Source organism: Xanthomonas sp. 3075 (assembly GCF_014197275.1).
GTDB classification, from domain to species: domain Bacteria; phylum Pseudomonadota; class Gammaproteobacteria; order Xanthomonadales; family Xanthomonadaceae; genus Xanthomonas; species Xanthomonas campestris_B.
The window spans coordinates 192,898-218,456 of record NZ_JACIFI010000003.1; the positions used below are offsets into that span (position 1 = coordinate 192,898).

Annotated in this window: 27 protein-coding genes and 1 tRNA gene; 26 read left to right on the forward strand and 2 right to left on the reverse strand. The window is 64.7% G+C overall.

Annotation, left to right across the window (positions count from 1 at the left end):
• The first annotated feature begins 37 nt into the window (after positions 1–37).
• The gene (gene truA / locus GGR62_RS04490; protein WP_184406772.1) at positions 38–811 is read left to right on the forward strand and encodes a tRNA pseudouridine(38-40) synthase TruA; all 774 of its coding nucleotides are present in this window, start codon (positions 38–40) and stop codon (positions 809–811) included.
• On the forward strand, positions 808–1,476 hold the full coding sequence (locus GGR62_RS04495) for a phosphoribosylanthranilate isomerase (RefSeq protein ID WP_184406773.1): 669 nt from the start codon (positions 808–810) through the stop codon (positions 1,474–1,476). The genes truA and GGR62_RS04495 overlap by 4 nt, the downstream gene beginning before the upstream one ends.
• Before the next feature lie 95 nt (positions 1,477–1,571).
• Here the strand turns inward: GGR62_RS04495 and GGR62_RS04500 are convergent, their stop codons facing one another.
• On the reverse strand, positions 1,572–2,498 hold the full coding sequence (locus GGR62_RS04500) for a LysR family transcriptional regulator (RefSeq protein WP_184406774.1): 927 nt from the start codon (positions 2,496–2,498) through the stop codon (positions 1,572–1,574).
• A 106-nt stretch (positions 2,499–2,604) separates the two neighbouring features.
• Between GGR62_RS04500 and trpB the strand changes: the two genes are divergently transcribed.
• From trpB to GGR62_RS04550, 10 genes are all read left to right on the forward strand, one after another.
• Entirely contained in the window at positions 2,605–3,822 is a 1,218-nt protein-coding gene (gene trpB / locus GGR62_RS04505) for a tryptophan synthase subunit beta (protein WP_184406775.1), read from the forward strand.
• The gene (locus tag GGR62_RS04510) at positions 3,822–4,031 is read left to right on the forward strand and encodes a hypothetical protein (protein WP_184406776.1); all 210 of its coding nucleotides are present in this window, start codon (positions 3,822–3,824) and stop codon (positions 4,029–4,031) included. The genes trpB and GGR62_RS04510 overlap by 1 nt, the downstream gene beginning before the upstream one ends.
• Positions 4,032–4,071: 40 nt before the next feature.
• Positions 4,072–4,878 carry a tryptophan synthase subunit alpha gene (trpA, locus tag GGR62_RS04515; RefSeq protein ID WP_184406777.1) on the forward strand — a complete coding sequence of 269 codons (807 nt, stop codon included), beginning with the start codon at positions 4,072–4,074 and terminating at the stop codon, positions 4,876–4,878.
• A 498-nt stretch (positions 4,879–5,376) separates the two neighbouring features.
• Positions 5,377–6,261, forward strand: a complete 885-nt coding sequence (gene accD / locus GGR62_RS04520) for an acetyl-CoA carboxylase, carboxyltransferase subunit beta (RefSeq protein WP_184406778.1) — start codon at positions 5,377–5,379, stop codon at positions 6,259–6,261.
• Between the two features lie 83 nt (positions 6,262–6,344).
• Positions 6,345–7,694: a phosphoglucosamine mutase gene (gene glmM / locus GGR62_RS04525; protein ID WP_184406779.1), complete on the forward strand. Its 1,350-nt coding sequence runs from the start codon at positions 6,345–6,347 to the stop codon at positions 7,692–7,694.
• 128 nt (positions 7,695–7,822) lie between these two features.
• A complete protein-coding gene (locus tag GGR62_RS04530) occupies positions 7,823–8,761 on the forward strand; it encodes an isopenicillin N synthase family oxygenase (RefSeq protein WP_184406780.1) in 939 nt (312 codons plus the stop codon).
• Between the two features lie 202 nt (positions 8,762–8,963).
• The gene (locus tag GGR62_RS04535; RefSeq protein WP_184406781.1) at positions 8,964–9,653 is read left to right on the forward strand and encodes a methylamine utilization protein; all 690 of its coding nucleotides are present in this window, start codon (positions 8,964–8,966) and stop codon (positions 9,651–9,653) included.
• Positions 9,650–12,016, forward strand: coding sequence for an EAL domain-containing protein (locus GGR62_RS04540; RefSeq protein WP_184406782.1), 2,367 nt, complete (start codon positions 9,650–9,652; stop codon positions 12,014–12,016). The genes GGR62_RS04535 and GGR62_RS04540 overlap by 4 nt, the downstream gene beginning before the upstream one ends.
• A complete protein-coding gene (locus GGR62_RS04545; RefSeq protein ID WP_184406783.1) occupies positions 12,013–12,885 on the forward strand; it encodes a DUF3034 family protein in 873 nt (290 codons plus the stop codon). Before GGR62_RS04540 ends, GGR62_RS04545 begins: the two co-directional genes overlap by 4 nt.
• Positions 12,885–13,313, forward strand: coding sequence for a group 1 truncated hemoglobin (locus GGR62_RS04550; RefSeq protein ID WP_184406784.1), 429 nt, complete (start codon positions 12,885–12,887; stop codon positions 13,311–13,313). The genes GGR62_RS04545 and GGR62_RS04550 overlap by 1 nt, the downstream gene beginning before the upstream one ends.
• A 205-nt stretch (positions 13,314–13,518) precedes the next feature.
• Here the strand turns inward: GGR62_RS04550 and GGR62_RS04555 are convergent, their stop codons facing one another.
• Positions 13,519–14,319, reverse strand: a complete 801-nt coding sequence (locus GGR62_RS04555) for an SDR family oxidoreductase (RefSeq protein ID WP_184406785.1) — start codon at positions 14,317–14,319, stop codon at positions 13,519–13,521.
• Positions 14,320–14,431: 112 nt separating this feature from the next.
• Between GGR62_RS04555 and tpiA the strand changes: the two genes are divergently transcribed.
• From tpiA to nuoK, 14 genes are all read left to right on the forward strand, one after another.
• Positions 14,432–15,187 (forward strand): triose-phosphate isomerase, encoded by a 756-nt coding sequence (tpiA, locus tag GGR62_RS04560; RefSeq protein ID WP_184406786.1) that lies wholly within the window; start codon positions 14,432–14,434, stop codon positions 15,185–15,187.
• 33 nt (positions 15,188–15,220) lie between these two features.
• On the forward strand, positions 15,221–15,679 hold the full coding sequence (gene secG, locus GGR62_RS04565; RefSeq protein ID WP_184406787.1) for a preprotein translocase subunit SecG: 459 nt from the start codon (positions 15,221–15,223) through the stop codon (positions 15,677–15,679).
• A gap of 49 nt (positions 15,680–15,728) precedes the next feature.
• Positions 15,729–15,813 (forward strand) — tRNA-Leu (locus GGR62_RS04570).
• 105 nt (positions 15,814–15,918) lie between these two features.
• Positions 15,919–16,275: an NADH-quinone oxidoreductase subunit A gene (locus GGR62_RS04575; protein ID WP_010371162.1), complete on the forward strand. Its 357-nt coding sequence runs from the start codon at positions 15,919–15,921 to the stop codon at positions 16,273–16,275.
• Positions 16,266–16,820 carry an NADH-quinone oxidoreductase subunit B gene (locus GGR62_RS04580; protein WP_010371165.1) on the forward strand — a complete coding sequence of 185 codons (555 nt, stop codon included), beginning with the start codon at positions 16,266–16,268 and terminating at the stop codon, positions 16,818–16,820. The genes GGR62_RS04575 and GGR62_RS04580 overlap by 10 nt, the downstream gene beginning before the upstream one ends.
• A 36-nt stretch (positions 16,821–16,856) precedes the next feature.
• On the forward strand, positions 16,857–17,609 hold the full coding sequence (locus GGR62_RS04585; protein WP_184406788.1) for an NADH-quinone oxidoreductase subunit C: 753 nt from the start codon (positions 16,857–16,859) through the stop codon (positions 17,607–17,609).
• Positions 17,606–18,913 (forward strand): NADH-quinone oxidoreductase subunit D, encoded by a 1,308-nt coding sequence (locus tag GGR62_RS04590; RefSeq protein WP_184406789.1) that lies wholly within the window; start codon positions 17,606–17,608, stop codon positions 18,911–18,913. The genes GGR62_RS04585 and GGR62_RS04590 overlap by 4 nt, the downstream gene beginning before the upstream one ends.
• Positions 18,910–19,437: an NADH-quinone oxidoreductase subunit NuoE gene (gene nuoE, locus GGR62_RS04595; protein WP_005991372.1), complete on the forward strand. Its 528-nt coding sequence runs from the start codon at positions 18,910–18,912 to the stop codon at positions 19,435–19,437. The genes GGR62_RS04590 and nuoE overlap by 4 nt, the downstream gene beginning before the upstream one ends.
• Positions 19,438–19,440: 3 nt before the next feature.
• Positions 19,441–20,775: an NADH-quinone oxidoreductase subunit NuoF gene (gene nuoF, locus GGR62_RS04600; RefSeq protein WP_184406790.1), complete on the forward strand. Its 1,335-nt coding sequence runs from the start codon at positions 19,441–19,443 to the stop codon at positions 20,773–20,775.
• Positions 20,772–23,006: an NADH-quinone oxidoreductase subunit NuoG gene (gene nuoG / locus GGR62_RS04605; RefSeq protein ID WP_184406791.1), complete on the forward strand. Its 2,235-nt coding sequence runs from the start codon at positions 20,772–20,774 to the stop codon at positions 23,004–23,006. The genes nuoF and nuoG overlap by 4 nt, the downstream gene beginning before the upstream one ends.
• On the forward strand, positions 23,003–24,094 hold the full coding sequence (gene nuoH / locus GGR62_RS04610; RefSeq protein ID WP_184406792.1) for an NADH-quinone oxidoreductase subunit NuoH: 1,092 nt from the start codon (positions 23,003–23,005) through the stop codon (positions 24,092–24,094). The genes nuoG and nuoH overlap by 4 nt, the downstream gene beginning before the upstream one ends.
• 3 nt (positions 24,095–24,097) lie before the next feature.
• On the forward strand, positions 24,098–24,586 hold the full coding sequence (gene nuoI, locus GGR62_RS04615; protein WP_184406793.1) for an NADH-quinone oxidoreductase subunit NuoI: 489 nt from the start codon (positions 24,098–24,100) through the stop codon (positions 24,584–24,586).
• 4 nt (positions 24,587–24,590) lie between these two features.
• Positions 24,591–25,253, forward strand: a complete 663-nt coding sequence (locus GGR62_RS04620) for an NADH-quinone oxidoreductase subunit J (RefSeq protein WP_184406849.1) — start codon at positions 24,591–24,593, stop codon at positions 25,251–25,253.
• Positions 25,250–25,555: an NADH-quinone oxidoreductase subunit NuoK gene (gene nuoK / locus GGR62_RS04625; RefSeq protein WP_005914274.1), complete on the forward strand. Its 306-nt coding sequence runs from the start codon at positions 25,250–25,252 to the stop codon at positions 25,553–25,555. Before GGR62_RS04620 ends, nuoK begins: the two co-directional genes overlap by 4 nt.
• The last annotated feature ends 4 nt before the right edge of the window (positions 25,556–25,559 follow it).

A 25,559-nucleotide genomic window follows, 5' to 3' on the forward strand; every position in this document is an offset into this window, starting at 1 on the left:
CAACGCGCCCCATCGATTCAATCACAGGCAGGTTCCAATGCGTTACGCGCTGGGCGTGGAGTACGACGGCAGCGAGTTTCAGGGCTGGCAGCAGTTGGGTGAGCATGGTGGGCCAAGCGTGCAGGCCAGCGTGCAGGCCGCATTGTCCTCGGTTGCCGATGCGCCGATTCAGGTGGTCTGCGCAGGCCGTACCGACGCCGGCGTGCATGGCGAATGTCAGGTGGTGCACTTCGACAGCGCCGCGCGCCGCGAGCCGCGCGGCTGGATGTTGGGCACCACCGCGCGCCTGCCACCATCGATCGCAGTGCGCTGGTGCGTGCCGGCGGCACCCGATTTCCATGCGCGTTTTTCCGCGCGCGCACGTCGCTACCGCTATCGCCTGCTCAATCGTCAGATACGCCCGGCGCTGTACCGCCAGACCTTGAGTTGGGAGCGTCGTCCGCTGGATGCCGAGGCGATGCATGCGGCCGCGCAGGCGTTGTTGGGCGAGAACGATTTCAGCGCATTTCGTAGCGTGCAATGCCAGGCCTTGCATGCGCGCCGCAATCTGCAGGCCATCAGCGTGCGCCGCCTTGGCGAAGTGGTGGAGGTGCAGGTCCAGGCCAATGCATTCCTTCATCACATGGTGCGGAATATTGTGGGCTCGCTGATACTGATCGGAACCGGGGAACAACCGGCCGACTGGATCGCGACATTGCTCGCCGGACGCGACCGCACTGTGGCCGGGCCGACCGCGCCGCCACAAGGCCTGGTCTTCATCGGGCCGTTGTATCCCGCAGAGTGGCATCTGCCCGCTGAGGTTACCCAATGAATCGATCGCTGTACCGCACCCGTATCAAGTTTTGTGGCATGACCCGCGCCGGTGATATCCGACTGGCAGGTGAGCTGGGTGTGGACGCGGTGGGTTTCATCTTTGCGCATGGCAGCCCGCGTCGCGTGGCCCCGGCCGAGGCGCGCGCGATGCGCCAGGCCACCGCGCCGATGGTCGATGTGGTTGCGTTGTTCCGCAATAATTCCAAGGAAGAAGTGCGCGAAGTGGTGCGTACCGTGCGTCCGACCCTGCTGCAGTTCCATGGCGAAGAAGACGACGCGTTCTGTCGCAGCTTCAACCTGCCGTATCTCAAGGCGGTGCCGATGGGCGGCGCAGGCGTGAGCGGCGAAGACGCCAACGCGCGCACCTTGCAATTGGCCTATCCCAATACCGCCGGTTTCCTGTTCGACAGCCATGCGCCGGGCGCAGGCGGCGGCACCGGCAAGACCTTCGATTGGTCGCGGTTGCCGACAGGGCTGCATCGGCCATTCCTGCTGGCTGGCGGCATTCACGCCGAAAACGTCTTCGACGCGATCGTGGCCACGCTGCCGTGGGGCGTGGACGTGTCCAGCGGCGTGGAACAGGCGCCGGGCATCAAGGACGGCCACAAGATGCGCCGATTCGTCGAAGAAGTGCGCCGCGCCGACTGCCACGAGATGGCGTGATTCGGGATTCGGTGATTTGCGCTGAAAAGGTCTAGCGCGGCTTTCGATTGCCCGGTTGCCTGCTGGCCGATGACGCGGTTGCTTGATGGTTGGGTTCAACTGCGCTGAGCACTCGGTGCTGGCGTATGCACCTGATCGTCGCTCAGCGCATCGCGTAACCAGGCGGCAAGCCGCTCGATGCGTGGATCCGGATTGCGCCTTGCGGCGCACAGTACCCAGCGTCCGCGCGTTGGCGTAAATCCCCATGGTGCCAGCAGTCGCCCGGCGGCGATATCTGCCGCGACCAGCGGCTGCGGTGCGATTGCCACGCCCAGGCCGGCGGCGGCAGCTTCCAGCAGATAGACCAGATGTTCGAATTCGGTACCGAAGCGCAGTGCCTCGGGCGCCACGCCGTGCGCCTGCGCCCACTCCGGCCAGGCCTGCGGGCGCGAGCGGGTGTGCAGCAAGGGGTGGTCCGCCAAGGCAGCGGGCGTTTTTTCATCGATCTGGGCGGCCCGCGCTAGGTTTGGGCTCAGCACCGGGCCGATCCACTCCACTCCCAGCTCATGCACCTGCCATTCGCCTGGCCAGGGCGGGCTGTCCACCAGCAGTGCCGCATCCAGGCCATCCAGCGCCGGGCCGGGTGGTTGTTCGTTGGCCGACAGGTGCAGGCGAAGCTGCGGCAGATCCTGCTGCAGCCGGCCCAGGCGCGGGATCACCCAGCGCGCAAGCAGGCTGCCCGAGCAGCCCAATACCAATGGCGCCTCGTTGGCGGGGCGGTGCAACGCCGCCCAGGCGGCGCCGATCAGCGCAAAGCCTTCGCCGGTCGCATCGCGCAACCGGGCGCCGGCAGGCGTGAGCACCAGGCCGCGCCCCTGGCGGGTGAACAGCGCCGCGCCCAGGGCCTGTTCCAGCGCGCGCACGTGGCGGCTGATGGCGCCGTGAGTGACGTGCAGCTCCTGTGCGGCCCGGCTGACGCTCTGCAGGCGAGCGGCGGATTCGAAGGCGCGCAGCGCTGCCAGCGGCGGAAGTAGCGTGTTCATATGTGAGTCCAGATCACAGGTTGCAGCAATCTTATCGATTTATCGCTCGCCTTGGCTGCGCTAGAGTGACCACTCTCGTATGACCGCATTGCTGCAGAGGATTCCCATGTCGGCCCAGCCCATCAGTGACTTTCACGCCTATCCGGATGCTGCCGGCCACTTCGGCAAGTTCGGAGGTCGGTTCGTTGCCGACACCTTGATCGGCCCGTTGCAGGAACTGGCTGCCGCCTACGACCAGGCGCGCCAGGACCCGGCCTTCATCGCCGAGTACGACAAGGATCTCAAGCATTACGTGGGCCGGCCCAGCCCGATCTACCACGCCGAACGGCTCAGCCGCGAAGTGGGCGGGGCGCAGATCCTGCTCAAGCGCGAAGACCTGAACCATACCGGCGCGCACAAGATCAACAACACCATCGGCCAGGCGCTGCTGGCCAGCCGCATGGGCAAGACCCGCATCATTGCCGAGACCGGCGCCGGCCAGCATGGTGTGGCCAGTGCCACGGTGGCCGCGCGGCTGGGTCTGGAATGCGTGGTCTACATGGGCGCCACCGACATCGAGCGGCAGAAGATCAACGTCTACCGCATGAAGTTGCTGGGCGCGACGGTGGTGCCGGTGACCTCCGGCTCGGCCACGCTCAAGGACGCGCTGAACGAAGCGATGCGCGACTGGGTGACCAATGTGCAGGACACCTTCTACATCATCGGCACCGTGGCCGGCCCGGATCCGTATCCGCGCATGGTACGGGACTTCAACGCGATCGTCGGGCGCGAAGCGCGTGCGCAGATGCTGGAAGACTTCGGCCGCCTGCCGGACGCGCTCAGCGCTTGCGTCGGCGGCGGCAGCAATGCGATCGGCCTGTTCCATGCCTTCCTCAACGACCCGGGTGTCAAGATCTATGGCGCCGAAGCGGCCGGCGACGGTCTCGCCACCGGCCGTCATGCCGCCTCGATCGCGGCCGGGCGCCCCGGTGTGCTGCACGGCAACCGCACCTATGTGATCTGCGACGACGACGGCCAGATCACCGAAACCCATTCGATCTCCGCCGGCCTGGATTACCCGGGCGTCGGCCCGGAGCATTCGTTCCTGTCCGACAGCGGGCGCGTGGTCTATCAGGGCATCACCGACGACGAGGCGATGGCGGCGTTCCATTTGCTGGCGCATACCGAGGGCATCCTGGCCGCGCTCGAATCCAGCCATGCGGTCGCCCAGTCGATCAAGCTCGCGCGCACGCTGCCCAAGGACGCGCTGATCCTGTGCAACCTGTCCGGCCGTGGCGATAAGGACGTGCACACCATCGCCGCACGCGAAGGCGTGCAAGTCTGATGGTGCGGCGGCGGGTCACCGTCACTGCGCTGGCGGACAATCCCGGCGAACAGGAACTCCTGGACGACTGGCTGGGCCGCTGGAAGGCGCAGCTGCGCTTTCTTTCGGAAAACACCGGCTGTGGCTGCTGCCTGGACAGTTTCGATGTGGAGGTCGAGGCGGAGGCCTTGGCCGAACTACCGGCAACCATGTACCAGGACATCCAGTAACGCGGTCGCACCGCCTCTCCAACTTCTGCAAGGTCTTTCAATGCGTCGTATCGACGAAACCTTCCAACGTCTGCGTGCCGACGGCCGCAAGGCGCTCATTCCCTTCATCACCGCCGGCGACCCATCGCTGGAGGCCACCGTGCCGGTGATGCATGCGCTGGTGCGTGCCGGTGCCGACGTCATCGAACTCGGTGTGCCGTTTTCCGACCCGATGGCTGACGGCCCCACCATCCAACGCAGTTCCGAACGCGCGCTGGGCCGTGGTGCCGGCCTGGCCTATGTGCTGGAAGCGGTGCATGAATTCCGCCGCGAGGACGCCACCACGCCGGTGGTGCTGATGGGCTACCTCAACCCGATCGAAATCCACGGCACGCGGCGCTTCGCCGAAGCCGCGGTCGCTGCCGGCGTGGATGGCCTGCTGTTGGTCGACCTGCCTCCCGAGGAAGCGGCCGAGACCCGCGAAATCTTCACCGAGGTCGGCCTGGCGTTGATCGCGCTGGCCTCGCCGACCACCAGCGAGCAGCGTCTGGACATGCTGTGCAGCAGCGCCCAGGGCTATCTGTATTACGTCAGCTTCGCCGGCGTCACCGGCGCCTCGAATCTGCTCGACACCACCGCGGCGGGCGATCGCCTGCGCCAGCTACGCCGGCGTGCCGGCGCCCCGGTGGTGGCCGGTTTCGGTATCAAGGACGCCGCCAGCGCCGCCGCCATGGCCGTGGATGCCGAAGGCGTGGTGGTCGGCAGCGCCCTGGTCGCCGCGCTGGCCGACGCCGCCGACGTGCGCGCTGCCCGCGAATGCGCCGAGGCCTTTCTGACGCCGCTCCGCCAGGCGCTGGACCAGCACTAGGAACGAAGCTCCTTTTGCGGGGAAGAGGAACTGTGTGGATCCCCCGGCGCGCTCTGCCCCCATCCGCCCTTCGGGCACCTTCCCCCGCAGGCGGGAGAAGGCAGGCGGTTGGTCGTTGCGGTGTAGCGGCAGGAGAAGGCAGGCATTGGTCGTTGCGGTGTAGCTGCGGGGTCGGCAGACGATCGATTGTCGCAGTGGAGCCCCTCTCCCGCTTCCGGGAGAGGGGTTGGGGTGAGGGCGTGGGCGTGAGGGCGTGAAGGCCGCAGGCAACGCCACGTGCATCCCGACCACAAGCTCTGCAAGTCAGGACGCGTGCGACGCAGCCCCCTGCCTTTCCTCCAAGCCCCCCGCGCAACCACTACCGCGCTGGCCCAAGCCTGCGAATTGCCACCGCAACCCCATATTCATCCTCTGCGCTACCTCGGCCTTCCCGCAGCGCGTTAGACTGTCGCCCCTCTGCGGCCCGTGCGGCCGCCCTGCATGGATTGTCATACACGCATGAGCTGGCTCAGCAAATTGATGCCCTCCGGCATCCGCACCGAGAACACCCCGGCCAAGAAGCGCAGCGTCCCCGAGGGCCTGTGGGAGAAGTGCAGCAACTGCGGCAGCGCGCTGTACGGGCCCGAGCTCGAGGAAAACCTGGAGGTGTGTCCGAAGTGCGACCACCACATGGCGATCCGCGCGCGCGCGCGCCTGTCGGCCCTGTTCGATGTGGATAGCCCGCTCACCGAAATCGCCGCCCAGCTGGGCCCGGTCGACGTGCTCAAGTTCAAGGACCAGAAGCGCTACGGCGAGCGCATCAAGGCCAGCCAGAAAAGCAGCGGCGAGTACGACGCCTTGATCGCCGTGCGCGGCATGCTCAAGGGCAATCCACTGGTCGCTGCCGCATTCGATTTCGCCTTCATGGGCGGCTCGATGGGCTCGGTGGTCGGCGAGCGCTTCGCACGTGCGGCCGAAGTGGCACTGGAAGTCGGCTGCCCGTTCGTGTGCTTCTCCGCCAGCGGCGGCGCGCGCATGCAGGAAGGCCTGTTCTCGCTGATGCAGATGGCCAAGACCTCCGCCGCGCTCGGTCGCCTGCGCGAAGCGGGCCTGCCGTACATCTCGGTACTGACCCATCCCACTACCGGTGGCGTGTCGGCCTCGTTCGCGATGCTGGGCGACATCAACATCGCCGAGCCGCATGCATTGATCGGCTTCGCCGGCCCGCGCGTGATCGAACAGACCGTGCGCGAGACCTTGCCGGAAGGCTTCCAGCGCTCGGAATTCCTGCTCGATCACGGCGCCATCGACCAGATCTGCGACCGCCGTGACCTGCGCGACCGGATTGCCGAGTTGACCACGATGATGATGCGTCAGCCGCATCCGCAAGACGCGGCCGCATGAGCCGAGTCGTTGCGCGATCGCGCGACACCGTCGCACGCGTCGTGGCGCGTGCGTCCACCCGTTAGGCAGGAACACCGCAGCGCATGAGCAGTCGTAAGTATTTTGGCACCGACGGCATCCGCGGTCGGGTCGGGCAGGGCGTGATCTCGGCCGATTTCGTATTGCGGCTGGGTAACGCGCTTGGCCGCGTGCTCACCCGGGGACGCAGCAAGCGCCCGTTGGTGTTGATCGGCAAGGACACCCGCATTTCCGGCTACATGTTCGAAGCCGCGTTGGAAGCCGGTCTGGTCGCCGCAGGTGCCGACGTGCAGTTGATCGGCCCGATGCCGACCCCGGCCATCGCCTTCCTGACCAACACGCTGCGCGCCGACGCCGGCGTGGTGATCAGTGCGTCGCACAACCCGCATTACGACAACGGCATCAAGTTCTTTTCCGCCGAAGGCGAGAAGCTTGACGACGCGACCGAAGCGGCGATCGAAGCCGCGCTGGACGAGCCGTTCCACACGGTGGAGTCCGAGTACCTGGGCAAGGCGATCCGCACCCGCGACGCGATTGGCCGCTACATCGAATTCTGCAAGGCCAGCGTGCCGCGCGGGTTCACGCTGCACGGAGTGAAGATGGTGCTGGATTGCGCGCATGGCGCGACCTACCACATCGCCCCGATGCTGTTCCGCGAGTTGGGTGCGGACGTGGTGGTTATCGGCGCGGCGCCGGACGGGCTCAATATCAACGCAGGTGTCGGCTCCACGCATATCGACAACCTCGCCGCCAAGGTGCGCGAGAGTGGCGCCCAGCTCGGCATCGCCTTCGATGGCGACGGCGACCGCGTGCTAATGGCCGACGACCAGGGCAATCCGGTCGATGGCGACGACCTGCTCTACATCCTGGCACGCTCGTGGCAGGCCAGCGGCCGGCTCACCGGCACGGTGGTCGGCACCTTGATGACCAACTACGGCCTGGAACAGGCGCTGGCCGCATTGAACATCCCGTTCCAGCGCGCCAAGGTCGGCGACCGTTACGTGCACCAGGCCCTGGTCGAAGGCAGCGGCACCTTGGGCGGAGAGACCTCCGGCCATTTGCTGTGCCTGGACCGTGCCACCACCGGCGACGGCATCGTCAGCGCGTTGCAGGTGCTCGAAGCGCTGGGCCGCGATGGGCACAGCCTGCGCGAGGCCTTGAGTGGGCTGGCCAAGGTGCCGCAGAAGACCGTCAACGTGCGGCTGCAGGGCGGTGCGGCCAAGGCCATCGTGGATGCGACCGGTGTGCAGCAGGCGCTGCAGCAGGCGCAAGCCGCCGTGCAGGGCCGTGGGCGTGCGTTCCTGCGTCCGTCCGGCACCGAGCCGGTGGTGCGCGTGACCGTGGAAGCCGACGACGCCGGCCTGATGCAGGACACCCTCGACCGACTCTCCGGAGCAGTGCGTGACGCGGCGTGAGTCGATCGTCATTGGCGTGTGCGTGGTCGTGGCCAAGGCCGCGACGTTCTACCTGCTGTATCGCCTGCTGATCTGATTGGCTGGCCATTGCTGTTTCGCCCTTTTCGACCTCGACTGCAGATATCCGTATGAGCGCCCGCATCCCGACCCTGGACATCACCCGTTTCGACAGCGACCGCGACGCCTTCGTCGCCCAGCTCGGTGCGGCCTATCGGCAGTGGGGCTTTGCCGGCATCCGCAATCACGGCATCGCGCAGGCCGACATCGACGGTGCGTATGACGTGTTCAAGGCGTTCTTCGCGCTGCCGGAAGAGGTGAAGCGTCGCTATCACGTGCCCGGCAGCGGCGGCGCGCGGGGCTATACCGCGTTTGGCGTGGAGACCGCCAAGGATTCCAAGCATTTCGATCTGAAGGAGTTCTGGCACATCGGCCGCGAAATCCCGGACGACTCGCCGTACCGCGAGGTGATGCAGCCGAACCTGTGGCCAGACGAAGTGCCCGATTTCCGCGCGCGTGGCTATCGGTTGTACCAGCAGCTGGATCAACTGGGGTCGCGCGTGCTGTCGGCATTGGCGCTGCATATCGGCCTGCCGCAGGACTATTTCGTCGACAAGACCAATCACGGCAATTCGATCCTGCGACCGATCCATTACCCGCCGATCACCAGCGACGACATTCCCAATGTGCGCGCCGGCGCGCATGGCGACATCAACTTCATCACCTTGCTGGTCGGCGCCAGCGCCGCCGGGCTGGAAGTGCGCTCCAACGATGGCGAGTGGGTGCCGTTCACCGCCGACGCCGACACCATCGTGGTCAACATCGGCGACATGCTGCAGCGCCTGACCAACCATGTGTATCCGTCCACCATCCATCGCGTGGTCAATCCGCCGGGCGAGCAAGCGCGCAAGCCGCGTTACTCGGTGCCGTTCTTCCTGCACCCCAATCCGGATTTCCTGATCGACGTGCTGCCTTCGTGCATCAGTGCCGACAATCCCAGCCGTTATCCCGAGCCGATCACCGCGCATGGTTTTCTGGAAGAACGTCTGCGCGAAATCAAACTGAAGTAACGCGCCGTTTGCATCGATTACGGCAAGGCGCGCAGCGATGCGCGCCTTGCAAGCAATGACCGATTGCACAGTTTGATTCACCGATAATCGCTCGCGTCCGGTTAAAGCTTGCGTTCACCTCGGCCGATAACCCAGTCTGATCGCGAGCGCGATGTCGGACTTGGCCGGCGTCCGCTGCAGAGTGCAATGGGGGCGCGGGTTCATGCGAAAGCAGAGAGTGAAACGGGTAGGGTTTGGTTGCTTGCTGCTGGCCGCCGCTGTTGCGACCTCGGCGATGGCGACTGCGGTCAGCGTGACCGTGGTCGATGCCAATGGCATGTTGGTCGATGCGGTGGTGAGCCTGGAGCCGGCGCGTCCGGCTGCCGCGACGGCAGCCAAGACCGTCGAGATGGATCAGGTCAATTCGCAGTTCGTGCCGGCCGTGTTGGCGGTGCGCACCGGCACCCTGGTGCGGTTTCCGAACAACGATCAGATCCAGCATCAGGTGTATTCGTTCTCTGCCGCAAAACGCTTCGAATTGCCGCTGTTTCAGGGCAGCACGGCGACACCGGTGCGGTTCGATCAAGCCGGCCTGGTGACCGTTGGCTGCAATATCCATGACTGGATGCTGGGCTATATCGTGGTGCTGGAAACGCCTTACTTCGGCAAGACCGGCAGCGACGGGCGCGTGCAGCTCGATGCGCCTGCAGGCAGCTACACATTGCGGGTATGGCATCCGCGCATCAAGGGCGCCCCGGCGGCCGAGCCATTGCTGCTCGCACGCGATGCCGTGCAGCGCCGTGTGGTCCTGCAGACCACTGGTGCCGCCCCGATGGTCGCCCCGCCGGATCCGCGCGTGCGCGCGTTGCAGGATAAATTCCGCCGCGCCGATCCGAAGAAGCCGCAACCGTGAAGGCGATGCGCTTGCATACCCGCATCGCGGCCTTGCTTGTGTTGGTCGTGCTCGCGACGCAGGCGTTGACCTTCATCGCGGTGCAGGTGGCGACCGAGCGTAGCGTCAAGGCGCAGCTCGGCGAAGAACTGCTGATCGGCGAGCGCGTCTGGCAACGCATCAATGTGCGGCGCGATGAACAACTGACGCAGGCGGCCTCGGTGCTTGCCGACGACTTCGGTTTCCGCGCGGCGGTGGCCAGTGGCGATGTGCCGACCATGCAATCGGCACTGCGCAACCATGCCGCGCGCATGTCGGCGCAGACTGCCGTGCTGTTGTCGCCGGATGGCGAATTCCTGACCGGGCTGGCCGACGTCCCGCAGGCCGAGCAATTGCGTGCAGTGCAGGTCTTGCTGCAGCAGGCGCAGCGCGATGGGCATGCGGTTGGCGTGGTCGCGTTGGACCGGCAGATCGTGCGGCTGGCGGTGGTGCAGGTGCTGGCGCCCGCCCGCGTGGGCTGGATCGCGATCGGCAACGAATCCGGCGATGGCCTGGCGCAGGATTTCCGTAGCACCACCGGGCTGGATGCCACCTTCTTTACCGATGGCCCACCCGTGCGCGTGCTGGCCTCCACCCTGGAGCCGGCGGCGCGTGCCGAATTCGCGCGACAGTTGCCCGACGCGGAGCATGTGCAGGCGGCGTCGATTCCATTGACGCTGGGGCAGTCGCGTTATCTGGTCAAACTGCAATCGGTCCAGGGCGATAGTCATGTGCGGGTTGCGTTGCAGGCATCGCTGGATCGCGCGGTGGCGCCGTATCGCATTCTCAAGTTGCGCATCCTGCTGCTGGCCGGGCTGGCGACCGCTTCCGCGCTCGCAGTGGCGATCTTTCTGGCGCGCAGTGTGAGCAAGCCGGTTGCGCAACTGGTACAGGCGGCACGGCGCATCCAGCGCGGCGACTACCACACCGCGCTCGAAGTGCCGCCGGGCCGCGAGCTGGCCGAGCTGGCCGACAGTTTCGGGCGCATGCAGCACCAGATCGCCAGTCGCGAGCAGCACATCCTGCATCAGGCACGCCACGACGCGCTGACCGGCCTGCCCAATCGGATCTGGTTGCTGGAGCGGCTGCAACAGGTGGTCGATCAGACTGTAGCCTGCGGCGGCACCGCGGCGGTGCTGATCCTGGACCTGGAACGCTTCAAGGAACTCAATGACAGCCTGGGCCACGATTTTGCCGATCAGGTGCTGGTCGAAGCCGGGAGTCGGCTTTCCGAAGTGGTGCAGGAGCCCAATCTGGTCGGGCGCCTGGGCAGCGATGAATTCATGGTGGTGGTGGCGCACGCCGATGCGGCCACCGTGCAGCAGGATGCGCAGCGCCTGCTGCTGCAGTTGCGTCGCCCGTTGGCCTTGCCGCAGGCACGTATCCAGCTGGAAGCCAGTATCGGGATTGCCTTGATTCCCGAGCATGGTGCCGACCCGGACACCCTGTTGCGGCGCGCCGACATTGCGCGCCGTCAAGGCGGCAACGTCACCACCGTCGGCGCCAGCGTGTATCGGCTGGGTCAGGACGAGCAGCATCTGCGGCGCTTGCGCCTGACCGGCGATTTGCGCCAGGCCGTCGGCGACAACGAGTTGACCTTGCGCTTCCAGCCGAAGATCTGCCTGCGCAGCGACCAGGTCGAACAGGTCGAGGTGCTGATGCGCTGGCACCATCCGGTGCTCGGTGCGATCGGCCCGGACGAATTCATTCCACTGGCCGAGCACTCCGGCGTGATCCATTCGCTGACCCGCTACGTGCTGGACGAGGCCTTGCGCTGCCAGGCGAAATGGCGCAAGCAGGGACTGGAGCTGGGGATGGCGATCAATCTGTCCGCGCTGGATCTGTCCGACCCCGGCTTGCCCGATTTCGTGCGTGCCCGCCTCGAAGGGCATGCGGTGCCGGCGCAGTCCGTCACGCTGGAATTGACCGAAAGCGCCTTGATGCGCGACGTGGAATCGGCGCTGCATATGCTGCACCAGTTGCGTAGCGTCGGCGTGCGCCTGTCCATCGACGACTTCGGTACCGGCTATTCCTCGTTGGCTCAACTCAAGCGCATGCCGGTGAACGAGTTGAAGATCGACAAGAGCTTCGTCATGCAGTTGGCAGAAGGCACCGACGATGCCTTCATCGTGCGCAGCACGATCGATCTGGGCCATAACCTGGGGTTGAGCGTGATTGCCGAAGGTGTCGAGAACGACACCGCGTTGGGGCTGTTGCGCAGCTACGGCTGCGACATGGTGCAGGGCTATCTGTACGCGCCGCCGTTGGAGGAAGCGCCGTTGGTGGCCTGGTGCATGCGTCAACTCGGCAGGACGCCGGTGGCGCAGGCAGGAGCGCACCGATGAGGCAGCGCCTGCGCAACGCACTGACCGTTGCCGTGTTCGCCGCTGCGCTGGTACCGGCGCTTGGCATCGCCGGCGACGGGCGTCTGCTCGCCACCGGCGGGGTGTCGACGATCGAAGGCAGCGGCGGTGGCGGCATCGTGCCGTGGGCCACGTTGTCCGGCTATGGCACACGCGACGAACTGGGCACTGTGCTGTTCGCCACGCATGTGGACAGCGGCGATTACCGGCTCGATGTGCAGGGCGCTGCGCTCACTGTCGGCAACCGCCTGGAACTCTCGCTGGCCCGGCAGCGGCTGGATCTGGGGACGCTGCAGGATCGCCTGGGTCTACCGTGGAATGCGCTCGGCCAGGATGTGTTCGGCGCCAAGCTGCGCTTGCACGGTGATCTGGTGTACGGGCGGGCGCCGCAGGTCAGCGTGGGGGTGCAATACAAGCGGCTGCGCGATGGCACGCTGCCGTTGGCGATCGGCGCGCGCGACGATCACGGCACCGATGTCTACCTCAGCGCCAGCCGGTTGTTGCTGCAAGGGGCGGGCGGTTATCAGCTGCTGCTCAACGGCACGCTACGCGCCACCCGCGCCAATCAGACCGGCTTGCTCGGCTTCGGCGGCGATCGTCGCAACGGTTATCGGCTTGTAGCGGAAGCCAGTGCCGCAGTCGTGCTGTCGCCGTCGTGGGTGGTGGGTCTGGAATATCGCGACAAGCCGAACAACCTGGGTTTTGCGCGCGAGCAGGCCTGGGCGGATGGATTTGTCGCCTGGTTTCCCAGCAAGCGTGTGTCGTTGACCGCTGCCTGGGCCGAGCTGGGCGATATCGCCACGCTGACCGATCAACGCGGTCCCTATCTTTCCTTGCAGGTAGCGTTCTGATGAAACGACGGCTGCGCTGGTCCTTGCTGTGCGTGCTGGGCCTGATGAGTGCCTGCGCCACCACGCAGCCGCGCCCCACGCTCTACGACGAACTCGGCGGACAGGCCGGGATCGAGGCGCTGGTGGAAACCATGTTGTCGCGTATTGCCGACGATCAACGCATCGTCGACAAGTTCGCACGCGTCAATATCGTGATGCTCAACGAGCGCCTGGTACAGAAGTTCTGCCATGTCAGCGACGGACCGTGCCCGGATACTGCCAAGTCGATGAAACAGGCGCATGCGCATCTGGCGATACGCGAAGGCGACTTCAACGCCCTGGTCGAGGATCTGAACTGGGCGATGGATCAACGGCAGATTCCGCGCCGCACGCAGAATCGCTTGCTCGCGCGGCTGGCCGCCATGCATGGCGAGATCGTCAACCACTGAGGGTGGCTGCTTGCACCGCCGCAAAGGCGCGAACAGTCCCGATGCTTGGTGCAGCATGTGTCACGCCTGTGCCGTGGGGATTGCGCACGATTCCATCCGGGCTGACGACTGCTGGCGCCGCGGTGTCAGCCGCCCGCCGTCGTGGAAACGCGTGTGGGCGAAAGCGCACGTGCACGATGTCGCGGCCAATCGACGCACAACGTCTTTAATCCAATGGACGCACCCGATGCGAGCCGCGCGCCATCAGGCGCAATGCCAGCGCATGCGGAAGCAGGTGCAGTGCGGCGTTGACCAACCGATAACGCCAGCCCGGCACCGCCAGCACCTGGCCGCGCTCCAGTGCCTTGATGCCGTACTCGGCCACGTCGTCGGCCTGCAGCCACGCCCAGCGGGGCAGGGCGGACATCGCCGCGCGGGTGCCGGTCACATCGTGGAATTCCGACCACGCAAATCCGGGGCACAGCGCGCAGACCTTGACCGCGCAGTCGGCGTTTTCCAGCGCCAGCGATTCGCTGAAGCGCAGCATGAAGCTCTTGCTGGCTGCGTACAGCGTCTGTCCATCGGCGCTGGGTGTCAGCGCGGCAAACGAGGCCACGTTGAGAATGCGGCCCTGGCCGCTGGCGCGAATCATCGGCAGCAGTCGCCAGGTCAGCTCGCACACCGCACCGACCATGACCTGCAGAAAGCGCGCATGCGTGGCCCAGTCGTTATGTTGATAACGACCCGGCACGCCGTAGCCGGCGTTATTGACCAGCGTGCCCACCGTCCAGCCGTTGCGCTGAATCTGCGTTACCAATGTTTCCACCGCCGCGGGGTCGGCCAGGTCGGCGGGCAGCACTTCCACTCGCACCTGCGCGCGCAATTCGTCGGCCAATGCCTGCAACCGATCCACCCGGCGCGCGGTCAACAGGAGCGGCACACCGCGCCTGGCGTAAGCCCGCGCAATTTCCCGTCCGATGCCGCTGGAGGCGCCAGTGACCAATGCGAAGACAGGCGAAACGGACATGGCGGGTTCCTGCTGCAGGAGGGAGGGGACAGGCAATGGACAGAAGTGTGCCGGTTGCCGACAACGCATGGGCTATTCTGTGGGCTGTCTTCCACTCAGGAACCTGCACCTGATGCGTCGAAAGATCGTTGCCGGAAATTGGAAACTGCATGGCAGCCGCACCTTCGCCACCGAACTGGTGGCCAAAGTCGCCGCGCACATGCCCCTGGAGGGTGTCGATGTCGTCATCCTGCCGCCACTGCCTTACCTGGGCGACCTCATCGAGGACTTCGAAGCGCATCACCTGTCCTTTGGAGCCCAGGACGTCAGCAGCAACGAGAAGGGCGCCTACACCGGCGAGGTCTCGGCGACCATGCTGGTCGATGTCGGTGCGCAATACGGGCTGGTCGGCCACTCCGAACGCCGTCAGTACCATCAGGAGACCAGCGAGTTGGTGGCGCGCAAGTTCGCTGCCGCCATCCACGCCGGGCTGATTCCGGTGCTGTGCGTGGGCGAGTCGCTGGAACAGCGCGAAGCCGACCAGACCGAGGCGGTGCTGCGTGCCCAGCTCGAACCAGTGCTGGCGTCGGTGGGGAGCGAGGGCTTCGCGCGGGCGGTGCTGGCCTACGAACCGATCTGGGCCATTGGCACCGGCCGTACCGCCAGCCCGGAACAGGCCCAGGCCGTGCATGCGTTCCTGCGTGGCGAAGTCGCAAAGGCGGATGCTAGAATTGCCGATTCGCTGCCAATCCTGTACGGGGGCAGTGTCAAGCCCGACAACGCCCATGAGCTGTTCGCACAGCCTGACGTCGATGGCGGGCTGGTCGGAGGCGCGTCACTGGTCGCCGAAGATTTCCTGGCCATCGCACGCGCGGCGGCCGCTTGTTAACCCATTAAGTTTTGTCCGGGGACGGATTTCGAAATGCTGATGTTGATCCTCAATGTGGTCTACGTGCTGGTCGCGCTGGCGATGATTGCGCTGATCCTGATGCAGCGTGGTGCGGGTGCGGCGGCCGGTTCCGGCTTCGGTGCTGGTGCGTCGGGCACCGTGTTCGGTTCGCAGGGCGCGTCGAACTTCCTGTCCAAGTCGACCAAGTGGCTGGCAGTGGTGTTTTTCAGCATCAGCCTGTTCATGGCGTGGTATGCCACGCATGGCGCACGTCCCACCGATCAGAACCTGGGCGTGATGTCGCAGTCGGCCACGCCGGCGCCAGCCGCTGCGGGCGAATTGACGCAGCCGTTGCCGCAGGCTCCGGCCGCTGGTGCGGTTCCGACCGCTCCGTCGCAACCGGCGCCTGCCGCTCCGGCCCCGTCCGCACCGGCGCAACAAGCGCCTGCGGCACGCGAAGAAAACGCGTCGGAACCAGCACAAAAACGCTGAAGCCGGTTACAATACGCTGCGCACTGGGATGCCCAGCGGCGCAACGTATGCCCAGGTGGCGGAATTGGTAGACGCACTACCTTGAGGTGGTAGCGACTTAGGTCGTAGGGGTTCGAGTCCCCTCTTGGGCACCATTGTTTGGCTGCAGTTCCTGCGCATCGCGGCATGCCGCGCGCGGGGTCTGCCTATACCCCATGCCGGCACGCGGCGCGTGCGGGCAGAGGCAAGAGAGAATCGCTGTGCTGGCCGAATATTTGCCGAGTCTGCTGTTTCTGATCGTCGCCACCGGTATCGGCATCGTGTTGATGCTGATCGGTCGATTCCTCGCTCCGCGTACCCCGGATGCGCGCAAGCTCTCGCCTTACGAGTGCGGCTTCGAAGCGTTCGAAGACGCGCGCATGAAGTTCGACGTGCGCTACTACCTGATCGCGATCCAGTTCATCGTGTTCGATCTGGAAATCATCTTCATCGTGCCGTGGACGCAGGTGTTCATGGAGATCGGCGCACGCTCGCTGGTCACCATGGGCCTGTTTGTCGGCATGTTGTTCCTCGGCTTTATCTACGTGTGGAAGAAGGGAGCGCTGGAATGGGAGTGATTCAGACCCTGGATCGTCTGATGACCAACCCGATGCCGGAAGGCCGGGTGGAAGACATCCTGCGCCCGGAAGGCGAAAACCCGCTGCTCGAGAAGGGCTACGTGACCACCAGCGTCGATGCGCTGTTGAATTGGGCGCGCACCGGCTCGATGTGGCCGATGACGTTCGGTTTGGCCTGTTGCGCCGTCGAGATGATGCACGCTGGCGCCTCGCGCCTGGATCTGGACCGTTACGGCGTGGTGTTCCGCCCGTCGCCGCGCCAGTCCGACGTGATGATCGTGGCCGGTACGCTGGTCAACAAGATGGCGCCGGCGCTGCGCAAGGTCTACGACCAGATGCCGGATCCGAAGTGGGTCATTTCGATGGGCAGCTGCGCCAATGGCGGCGGCTACTACCATTATTCGTATTCGGTGGTGCGCGGTTGCGACCGCATCGTGCCGGTGGACATCTATGTCCCGGGCTGCCCGCCGACCGCCGAGGCGCTGGTCTACGGCATCTTGCAGCTGCAGAAGAAGATCTGGCGTACCCAGACGATCGCGCGCTGACACCCGTCTTCTTCTACCGAGAGCAGCCAAGCCCCCATGGCAGAGCAAGCATCCTCCTTCACTGACCGACTAGCGGCACGTTTCGCCGGTGCGCAGATCGCCGTGGCATTGCCGCGCGGCGAAGTGACGCTGGAAGTCGCTGCGGCCGACTGGCATGCCACCTGTCTGGCCCTGCGCGACGAGCTCGGTTTCGAGCAGCTCAGCGACCTGTGCGGCGTCGATCATCTGGGTTACGGCAGCGACGAGTGGGATACCGCCGACGTGTCGTCGCAGGGTTTCAGCCGCGGCGTCGAAGGCAAGGCCGTGGGCCGTTTCGCCTGGGGCGAATTTCCCAGCCAGGAAAGCTCCGGCGGCGCGCATCCGCAACACATGCCCAAGCAGCGTTTTGCGGTGGTCGCGCAGCTGATTTCCTACCAGCACAACCAGCGTCTGCGCGTGCGTTGCTACGCACCCGACGAACAGGTGCCGGTGGTGGCATCGCTGACCGATATCTGGCCGGGCGTGAACTGGTTCGAGCGCGAAGCCTTCGACCTGTTCGGCATCGTCTTCGATGGTCACCCGGACCTGCGCCGCATCCTGACCGACTACGGATTCGTCGGCCATCCGTTCCGCAAGGATTTCCCGCTGATCGGCAACGTCGAAGTGCGTTACGACGAAGAGCGCCAGCGTGTGGTGTACGAGCCGGTCACCTCGGTCGAGCCGCGCGTCGGTGTGCCGCGCGTGATTCGCGACGATGCCCGTTATGAGACTGCCGCTGGTGAAGTGGGCAAGTCGGAGACCGCCAAGTGAGTGAGTTCCGCCAGGCAACCGATGCCTTCGCGAGCAATCCTGTCGAAAGCAGGCAGGAAATCCGCAATTACACGATGAACTTCGGCCCGCAGCATCCTGCGGCGCACGGCGTGCTGCGTCTGATCCTGGAAATGGACGGCGAAACCGTGGTGCGTGCCGATCCGCATATCGGCCTGCTGCACCGTGGCACCGAAAAGCTGGCCGAGTCCAAGCCGTTCAACCAGTCGGTTCCGTATATGGACCGTCTGGATTACGTGTCGATGATGTGCAACGAGCACGCCTACGTGCGCGCGATCGAGTCCCTGATGGGAATCGAAGCGCCCGAGCGCGCGCAGTACATCCGCACCATGTTCGACGAAATCACCCGTATCAAGAACCATCTGATGTGGGTCGGTTCCAATGCGCTCGATCTGGGCGCGATGGCGGTGATGCTGTATGCGTTCCGCGAGCGCGAAGAATTGATGGACGTTTACGAGGCGGTCAGTGGCGCGCGCATGCACGCTGCCTACTACCGTCCCGGTGGCGTGTATCGCGATTTGCCCGATCGCATGCCCAAGTACAAGGAATCGCGCTGGCACAAGGGTGGGGCGCTGAAGAAGCTCAACGCAGCGCGCGAAGGCTCGATGCTGGACTTCCTCGAAGACTTCACCAATACCTTCCCGTCGCGTGTGGACGAGTACGAGACGCTGCTCACCGACAACCGCATCTGGAAGCAGCGTACCGTCGATGTGGGCATCATCAGCCCGGATCTGGCGCGCGCCTGGGGCATGACCGGCCCGATGCTGCGTGGCTCGGGCATCGAATGGGACCTGCGCAAGAAGCAGCCGTACGCCAAGTACGACGCGGTGGATTTCGATATCCCGGTCGGCACCAATGGCGATTGCTACGACCGCTATCTGGTGCGCGTGGCCGAGATGCGCGAATCCAATCGCATCATCAAGCAGTGCGTGAAGTGGCTCAGGGCCAATCCAGGCCCGGTCATGGTCACCAATTTCAAGGTCGCTCCGCCAAGCCGCGAAGGCATGAAGGACGACATGGAAGCGCTGATCCATCACTTCAAGCTGTTCAGCGAAGGCTATTGCGTGCCGGCTGGCGAGACGTATTGCGCCGTCGAAGCACCCAAGGGCGAGTTCGGCTGCTACCTGATGTCGGATGGCGCCAACAAGCCGTTCCGCCTGCATCTGCGCGCGCCGGGCTTTGCGCATCTGTCCTCGATGGACGCGGTGGTGCGTGGTTATTTGCTGGCCGACGTCGTGGCGATGATCGGTACTTACGATTTGGTTTTCGGTGAGGTTGACCGATGAAGGCGACGGGTAATTTCGAAGCGGCGCGCGACGTCGATCCGCAGGTGGTGCTGAGCGACAAGACGCGCGCGCACATCGATCATTGGCTGGCCAAGTTCCCGCCCGACCGCAAGCGTTCGGCGGTGCTGCAGGGCCTGCACGCTGCGCAGGAGCAGAACCAGGGCTGGCTGACCGACGAATTGATCGTCGGCGTGGCCAAGTACCTGGAACTGCCACCGGTGTGGGCCTACGAGGTCGCCAGCTTCTATTCGATGTTCGAGACCGAGAAGGTCGGCCGCCACAACGTGGCGTTCTGCACCAACATCAGCTGCTGGCTCAACGGCGCCGAAGATCTGCTGGCGCACGCCGAGAAGAAACTGGGTTGCAAGCTGGGGCAATCGACGGCCGATGGCCGCGTCTACCTCAAGCGCGAAGAAGAGTGCCTGGCGGCCTGCTCGGCAGCGCCGATGATGGTCATCAACGGCCATTACCATGAGCACCTGACGAAAGAGAAGGTCGACGCGCTGCTGGACGGGCTGGAGTAAGACATGGCACATCATCACGCACCCTCGGGCCCGGTCGGGCCGGCACCGTTGCCGCATCAGGTCGTCTACACGACGCTGCACTACGACACTCCGTGGTCGTACGAGAGCTATCTGAAATCCGGTGGCTACGCCGCGCTGCGCAAGATCCTCGAAGAGAAGATCGCGCCGGCCGACGTCATCGAAATGGTCAAGGCGTCCAACCTGCGCGGCCGCGGCGGCGCGGGCTTCCCGACCGGCTTGAAGTGGTCGTTCATGCCCAAGGGCACGATGCAGAAATACATCCTGTGCAACTCGGACGAATCCGAGCCGGGCACCTGCAAGGACCGCGACATCCTGCGTTACAACCCGCATTCGGTGGTGGAGGGCATGGCGATCGCCTGCTACGCCACCGGCTCGACCGTGGGCTACAACTACCTGCGTGGCGAGTTCCACCACGAGCCGTTCGAGAATTTCGAACTGGCGCTGGCCGATGCGTATGCCAACGGCTGGCTGGGAAAGAACATCCTCGGCAGCGGCGTGGATATCGATATCTACGGTGCGCTGGGTGCCGGCGCCTACATCTGCGGCGAAGAAACCGCGCTGATGGAATCGCTGGAAGGCAAGAAGGGCCAACCGCGCTACAAGCCGCCGTTCCCGGCCAACTTCGGCCTGTACGGCAAGCCGACCACCATCAACAACACCGAGACCTACGCGTCGGTGCCGGCGATCATTCGCAACGGCCCTGAGTGGTTTTTGGGGTTGAGCAAGACCAAGAACGGCGGCCCGAAGATCTTCTCGGTGTCCGGCTGCGTGCAGAAGGGCGGCAATTTCGAAGTGCCGCTCGGCACCACCTTCGACGAACTGCTGGAAATGGCCGGTGGTCTGCGCCCGGGCCGCAAGCTCAAGGCAGTGGTGCCCGGTGGCGTGTCGATGCCGGTGCTGAAGGCCGAGCAGATGCCTGGCTTGCAGATGGATTACGACACCTTGCGTGCACTGGGCACCGGTCTGGGGTCGGGCGCGATTGTCGTCCTGGACGACAGCGTGTGCTGCGTGCGTTTCGCCTGCCGCATCTCGCAGTTCTTCCACAAGGAATCCTGCGGGCAGTGCACCCCTTGCCGCGAAGGTACCGGCTGGATGCATCGCGTGCTGGAGCGCATCGTCGCCGGCAAGGCCACGATGGAAGACCTGCACCAGCTGCGCACCGTGGCCGGCCAGATCGAAGGGCACACCATCTGCGCGTTCGGCGAAGCGGCGGCGTGGCCGATTCAAGGCTTCCTGCGCCAGTTCTGGGACGAGTTCGAGTACTACATCGTCAACGGTCGTTCGATCGTCGACACGCACGTCGGAGTGGCCGCATGAGCGCCCAACCAGTGAACCCGAACGTGCCACCGGACCATGTCACCGTCGAGATCGACGGGCAGTCCCTGGTGGTGCCGAAGGGCTCGATGATCATCCAGGCGGCCGACAAGGCCGGCATTCCGATCCCGCGCTTCTGCTACCACGAGAAGCTGCCGATCGCGGCCAACTGCCGCATGTGCCTGGTGGACGTCGAGAAATCCCCGAAGCCGTCGCCGGCCTGCGCCACCCCGGTGATGGATGGCATGAAGGTCACCACGCGCAGCGAAAAAGCGTTGAAGTACCAGCGCAGCGTGATGGAATTCCTGCTGATCAATCACCCGCTGGACTGCCCGATCTGCGATCAGGGCGGCGAATGCGAATTGCAGGACGTCTCGCTCGGCTACGGCCGGTCGGTGAGCCGCTTCAACGAGCGCAAGCGCGTGGTGCCGGACGAAGACATCGGTCCGCTGGTTGCCACCGAAATGACCCGCTGCATCCAGTGCACCCGCTGCGTGCGCTTCACTGCAGACATCGCCGGCACCTACGAACTGGGCGGCATGTATCGCGGTGAAAACCTGCAGATCGGCACCTACGACGGCAAGCCGCTGACCACCGAAATTTCCGGCAACGTCATCGACGTCTGCCCGGTGGGCGCGCTGACCAACAAGGTGTTCCAGTTCCGTGCGCGTCCGTGGGAATTGATGGCGCGCGAATCGCTCGGCTATCACGATGCGATGGGCTCGAACCTGTTCCTGCACGTGCGTCGCGGCGAAGTGCTGCGCACCGTGCCGCGCGACAACGAAGCGGTCAACGAGTGCTGGCTGTCCGATCGTGACCGTTATTCGCACCAGGGCCTGTATGCGGAAGACCGTGCGGTCAAGCCGCTGAAGAAGATCAACGGTGAGTGGACCGAAGTGAGCTGGACCGAAGGTCTGGCCGCTGCGACCCAGATCCTGCGCGACAATGCCGGCGACGCGCTGGGTGTGCTGGTGCATCCGTCCACATCCAACGAAGAGGGCGCGCTGCTCGCACGCCTGGCCGAAGGCCTGGGCAGCGGCAATCTGGATCACCGCCTGCTCAACCGCGATTTCTCCGACGCTGCAGTGGCCGAAACCTTCGCCACGCCGCTTGCAGAGATCGAGCAGGCCGATGTTGTCGTGCTGTTCGGCACCAACGTGCGTCACGAACTGCCGCTGCTGCATGCGCGTTTGCGCAAAGCGCACATCCAGAACCGGACGCAGATCCATTCGGTCAATCCGGTCGATTTCGATTTTGCCTTCACCCAGGCAAGCCGCACGGTCGTTGCGCCGTCGCAACTGGCTGGCGCACTGAACGATGCGGCCTTGCGCGATGCGGTCAAGGGCGCCACGCGTGCCGTGATCGTGGTCGGTGCACTGGCTGAAAATCATCCGCAGGCCGCTGCACTGCGTGCTGCTGCACGCGACTTTGCCGCTGCCACCGGTGCGTCGCTGTGCCGGATTCCGCAGGGTGCGAACGCTGTCGGGCTGGTTGCGCAAGGTGTGCTGCCGACCGCACGCGATGTGGCCGGCATGCTGGCGCAGCCGCGTCAGGCGTTTGTGCTGTACGGCATCGAGCCGGGCCTGGATTTTGCCGATGCAGCTGCTGCACGCAGCGCGCTGGCTGGTGCCAAGGTAGTCGCTTTCAGCCAGTTCGCCTGCGCCTCGACGCGCGATGTGGCCGATGTGATCCTGCCGATCGGCGCATTGCCGGAGATCGATGCATCGCTGACCAATCTCGACGGTCGCGTGCAGACGGCACGTGCCGCCGGCCGTCTGCCGGTCGAAGCGCGCGAGGGTTGGCGCGTCCTGCGTGCGCTGGGCGGCGAGCTGGGTCTTCCGGGTTTCGAGTTCATCGATCTGGTCGGCCTGCGTGCCGGTATGCAGAATCGCAGCGTCATTCCTGCGGCATCGGCGCAGCCGGCAACGATGCGCGACGGACTGGAAGTGGCCGCCACCGCAGCGATCTATCGCACCGATGCCGTGGTGCGGCGTGCTGCTGCGTTGCAGTCGCATCCGCTCAACATCGCGCCCTGCGTGGTGATGCATCCCGACCAGGCCGCACAGTTGCAGGTCGGCGCGCATCAGATGGTCAAGGTCGGTACCGACGCCGGTCAGGCGACGTTGCCGGTGATACTGGACAAGCGTGTCGCACCGGGCACGGTGTGGATCGAATCCGGCCATGGCGCAACCGCGCCGCTCGGTGCCGGTCGTGTAACGGTGGTGGCTGCATGAACGAATTGCTGTTGAACGTGGTCGACCCCCTGCACCAGTGGTTCCTCGGACTGGGCGATGGCGGCGTGCTGCTGTGGATCGTGCTGAAGATCCTGCTGATCGCCGTGCCGGTGATCCTGGCGGTGGCGTTCTACGTTGTCTGGGAGCGCAAGCTGATCGGCTGGATGCACGTGCGTCACGGGCCGATGTACGTGGGCATGGGCATTTTCCAGGCCTTCGCCGACGTGTTCAAACTGCTGTTCAAGGAGATCCTGCAGCCGAGCAGCTCGCACAAGGCGATGTTCATCATCGCGCCGCTGCTGACATTGGCGCCGGCCTTCGCGGCCTGGTCGGTGGTGCCGTTCGATGCCAAGTTGGTGCTGTCCAACGCCAACGTCGGGTTGCTGTATCTGCTGGCGATGACCTCGCTGGGCGTGTACGGCATCATCCTGGCCGGCTGGGCGTCCAACTCCAAGTACGCGTTCCTGGGCGCGATGCGCTCTGCGGCGCAGGTGGTCAGCTACGAAATCGCGATGGGTTTCGCGCTGGTTGGCGTGATGATCGCCTCCGGTAGCGTCAACCTGAGCCAGATCGTGTTGGCGCAAGGCGGTAATTCGGGCTTCTTCGACTGGTTCCTGATTCCGCTGTTCCCGTTGTTCATCGTGTACTGGGTGTCCGGCGTCGCCGAAACCAACCGCGCGCCGTTCGACGTGGTGGAAGGCGAATCGGAAATCGTCGCCGGCCACATGGTGGAATACTCGGGCGGTGCGTTCGCGCTGTTCTTCCTGGCCGAATACGCCAACATGATCCTGGTCAGCTTCCTGATCTCGATCTTCTTCCTCGGCGGTTGGCTGAGCCCGATCCAGGGTTGGGTCACAGCGGATATTTCGCCGTGGATCAATTGGGTGTGGACCGGCGGTTGGCCGTGGCTGCTGATGAAGGTGTTCTTCTTCGCCAGCGCCTACATCTGGTTCCGGGCCAGCTTCCCGCGCTACCGCTATGACCAGATCATGCGTCTGGGCTGGAAGGTGTTCATTCCGCTCACGATCGTGTGGATCGCAGTGACGGCGTTGATGGTGTTTTACGGCGTGATCCAGAAGGGCGTGTAATTGATGAACAAGATCACCCATTACTTCAAGAGCTTGCTCCTGCTCGAATTGCTCGGAGGCTTGTGGCTGACGTTGAAATACACGTTCAAGCCCAAGTACACCGTGATGTACCCGATGGAGAAGTTTCCGCAATCGCCGCGTTTCCGTGGCCTGCATGCGTTGCGCCGCTATCCCAATGGCGAAGAGCGTTGCATCGCCTGCAAGTTGTGCGAAGCGGTGTGCCCGGCGCTGGCGATCACCATCGACTCGGCCAAGCGCGAGGACGGCTCGCGTCGTACCACGCGCTACGACATCGATCTGTTCAAGTGCATCTTCTGCGGCTTCTGCGAAGAAAGCTGCCCGGTGGACTCGATCGTCGAGACGCATATCCTCGAATACCACTTCGAGAAGCGTGGCGAGAACATTGTCAACAAGCCGCAGCTGCTGGCGATCGGAGACCGGTTTGAAGCCGAGATCGCCGAGCGTCGCGCTGCCGATGCCGCCTTCCGTTGAGGTCATGATGGACTGGGTCACTATTGCTTTTTACGCCTTCTCCGCCGTCGCGGTCGTGTCCGCCGGTGCGGTGATCAGCGTGCGCAACCCGGTGTATGCCGTGCTGTGCCTGATCCTCACCTTCTTCTCGATGGCCTGCATCTGGCTGCTGGTCGGCGCCGAGTTCCTCGGCGTGACGCTGGTCTTGGTCTACGTCGGCGCAGTGATGGTGCTGTTCCTGTTCGTGGTGATGATGCTGGACATCGACACCAGCCGTCTGCGTGAGGGCTGGGTCAAGTACATGCCGATCGGTGTCATCGTCGCGGTCGCCATGCTGGCGCAGATGGTCACGCTGATTGGTGTCAAGGCACGCAGTGTCACGCCGTTCCCGGCCGACAACGCGGCCGCGCAGGCAGCCGATAGCTCGAACCTGACCTGGCTGGCCAAGAGCCTGTACACCGAGTTCCTGCTGCCATTCGAATTTGCTGCGGTGATCCTGACCGTGGCCGTGGTGGCTGCGGTGATGCTGACGCTGCGCAAGCGCACCGGCATCAAGATCCAGATTGCCTCCGAGCAGTCTCGCGTCAAGGCGGGCGATCGCTTGCGTATCGTCAAAATGGCGGTTGAAAAGCCGGTACAGGTCGCGCCGCAGATCGATGCGGCCGACGGACAGGAGGCGAAGTCTTGATTACCTTGGGCCACCTGCTTGGACTGGGCGCTGTGCTGTTCTGCATCTCCCTGGCCGGCATCTTCCTCAACCGCAAGAACGTCATCGTGTTGCTGATGTCGATCGAGTTGATGCTGCTGTCGGTCAACGTCAACTTCATCGCGTTCTCGCGCGAGCTCGGCGACACCGCCGGTCAGTTGTTCGTGTTCTTCATCCTGACCGTCGCCGCTGCGGAGGCCGCGATCGGCCTTGCGATCCTGGTGACTCTGTTCCGCACGCGCCGCACGATCAATGTGGCCGAAGTCGATACGTTGAAGGGCTGACCTG

Excerpts from the sequence above, each read along its gene's own strand:
- nuoF (WP_184406790.1), top strand. The coding sequence starts at position 19,441 with ATGGCACATCATCACGCACCCTCGGGCCCGGTCGGGCCGGCACCGTTG.
- GGR62_RS04555 (WP_184406785.1), bottom strand. The coding sequence starts at position 14,319 with ATGTCCGTTTCGCCTGTCTTCGCATTGGTCACTGGCGCCTCCAGCGGC.
- GGR62_RS04500 (WP_184406774.1), bottom strand. The coding sequence starts at position 2,498 with ATGAACACGCTACTTCCGCCGCTGGCAGCGCTGCGCGCCTTCGAATCC.
- GGR62_RS04580 (WP_010371165.1), top strand. The coding sequence starts at position 16,266 with ATGGGAGTGATTCAGACCCTGGATCGTCTGATGACCAACCCGATGCCG.
- trpA (WP_184406777.1), top strand. The coding sequence starts at position 4,072 with ATGCGTCGTATCGACGAAACCTTCCAACGTCTGCGTGCCGACGGCCGC.
- accD (WP_184406778.1), top strand. The coding sequence starts at position 5,377 with ATGAGCTGGCTCAGCAAATTGATGCCCTCCGGCATCCGCACCGAGAAC.
- GGR62_RS04585 (WP_184406788.1), top strand. The coding sequence starts at position 16,857 with ATGGCAGAGCAAGCATCCTCCTTCACTGACCGACTAGCGGCACGTTTC.
- glmM (WP_184406779.1), top strand. The coding sequence starts at position 6,345 with ATGAGCAGTCGTAAGTATTTTGGCACCGACGGCATCCGCGGTCGGGTC.
- GGR62_RS04620 (WP_184406849.1), top strand. The coding sequence starts at position 24,591 with ATGATGGACTGGGTCACTATTGCTTTTTACGCCTTCTCCGCCGTCGCG.
- tpiA (WP_184406786.1), top strand. The coding sequence starts at position 14,432 with ATGCGTCGAAAGATCGTTGCCGGAAATTGGAAACTGCATGGCAGCCGC.
- GGR62_RS04535 (WP_184406781.1), top strand. The coding sequence starts at position 8,964 with ATGCGAAAGCAGAGAGTGAAACGGGTAGGGTTTGGTTGCTTGCTGCTG.
- nuoG (WP_184406791.1), top strand. The coding sequence starts at position 20,772 with ATGAGCGCCCAACCAGTGAACCCGAACGTGCCACCGGACCATGTCACC.
- GGR62_RS04510 (WP_184406776.1), top strand. The coding sequence starts at position 3,822 with ATGGTGCGGCGGCGGGTCACCGTCACTGCGCTGGCGGACAATCCCGGC.
- GGR62_RS04530 (WP_184406780.1), top strand. The coding sequence starts at position 7,823 with ATGAGCGCCCGCATCCCGACCCTGGACATCACCCGTTTCGACAGCGAC.
- nuoH (WP_184406792.1), top strand. The coding sequence starts at position 23,003 with ATGAACGAATTGCTGTTGAACGTGGTCGACCCCCTGCACCAGTGGTTC.
- nuoI (WP_184406793.1), top strand. The coding sequence starts at position 24,098 with ATGAACAAGATCACCCATTACTTCAAGAGCTTGCTCCTGCTCGAATTG.
- trpB (WP_184406775.1), top strand. The coding sequence starts at position 2,605 with ATGTCGGCCCAGCCCATCAGTGACTTTCACGCCTATCCGGATGCTGCC.
- secG (WP_184406787.1), top strand. The coding sequence starts at position 15,221 with ATGCTGATGTTGATCCTCAATGTGGTCTACGTGCTGGTCGCGCTGGCG.
- nuoE (WP_005991372.1), top strand. The coding sequence starts at position 18,910 with ATGAAGGCGACGGGTAATTTCGAAGCGGCGCGCGACGTCGATCCGCAG.
- GGR62_RS04495 (WP_184406773.1), top strand. The coding sequence starts at position 808 with ATGAATCGATCGCTGTACCGCACCCGTATCAAGTTTTGTGGCATGACC.
- GGR62_RS04550 (WP_184406784.1), top strand. The coding sequence starts at position 12,885 with ATGAAACGACGGCTGCGCTGGTCCTTGCTGTGCGTGCTGGGCCTGATG.
- GGR62_RS04545 (WP_184406783.1), top strand. The coding sequence starts at position 12,013 with ATGAGGCAGCGCCTGCGCAACGCACTGACCGTTGCCGTGTTCGCCGCT.
- truA (WP_184406772.1), top strand. The coding sequence starts at position 38 with ATGCGTTACGCGCTGGGCGTGGAGTACGACGGCAGCGAGTTTCAGGGC.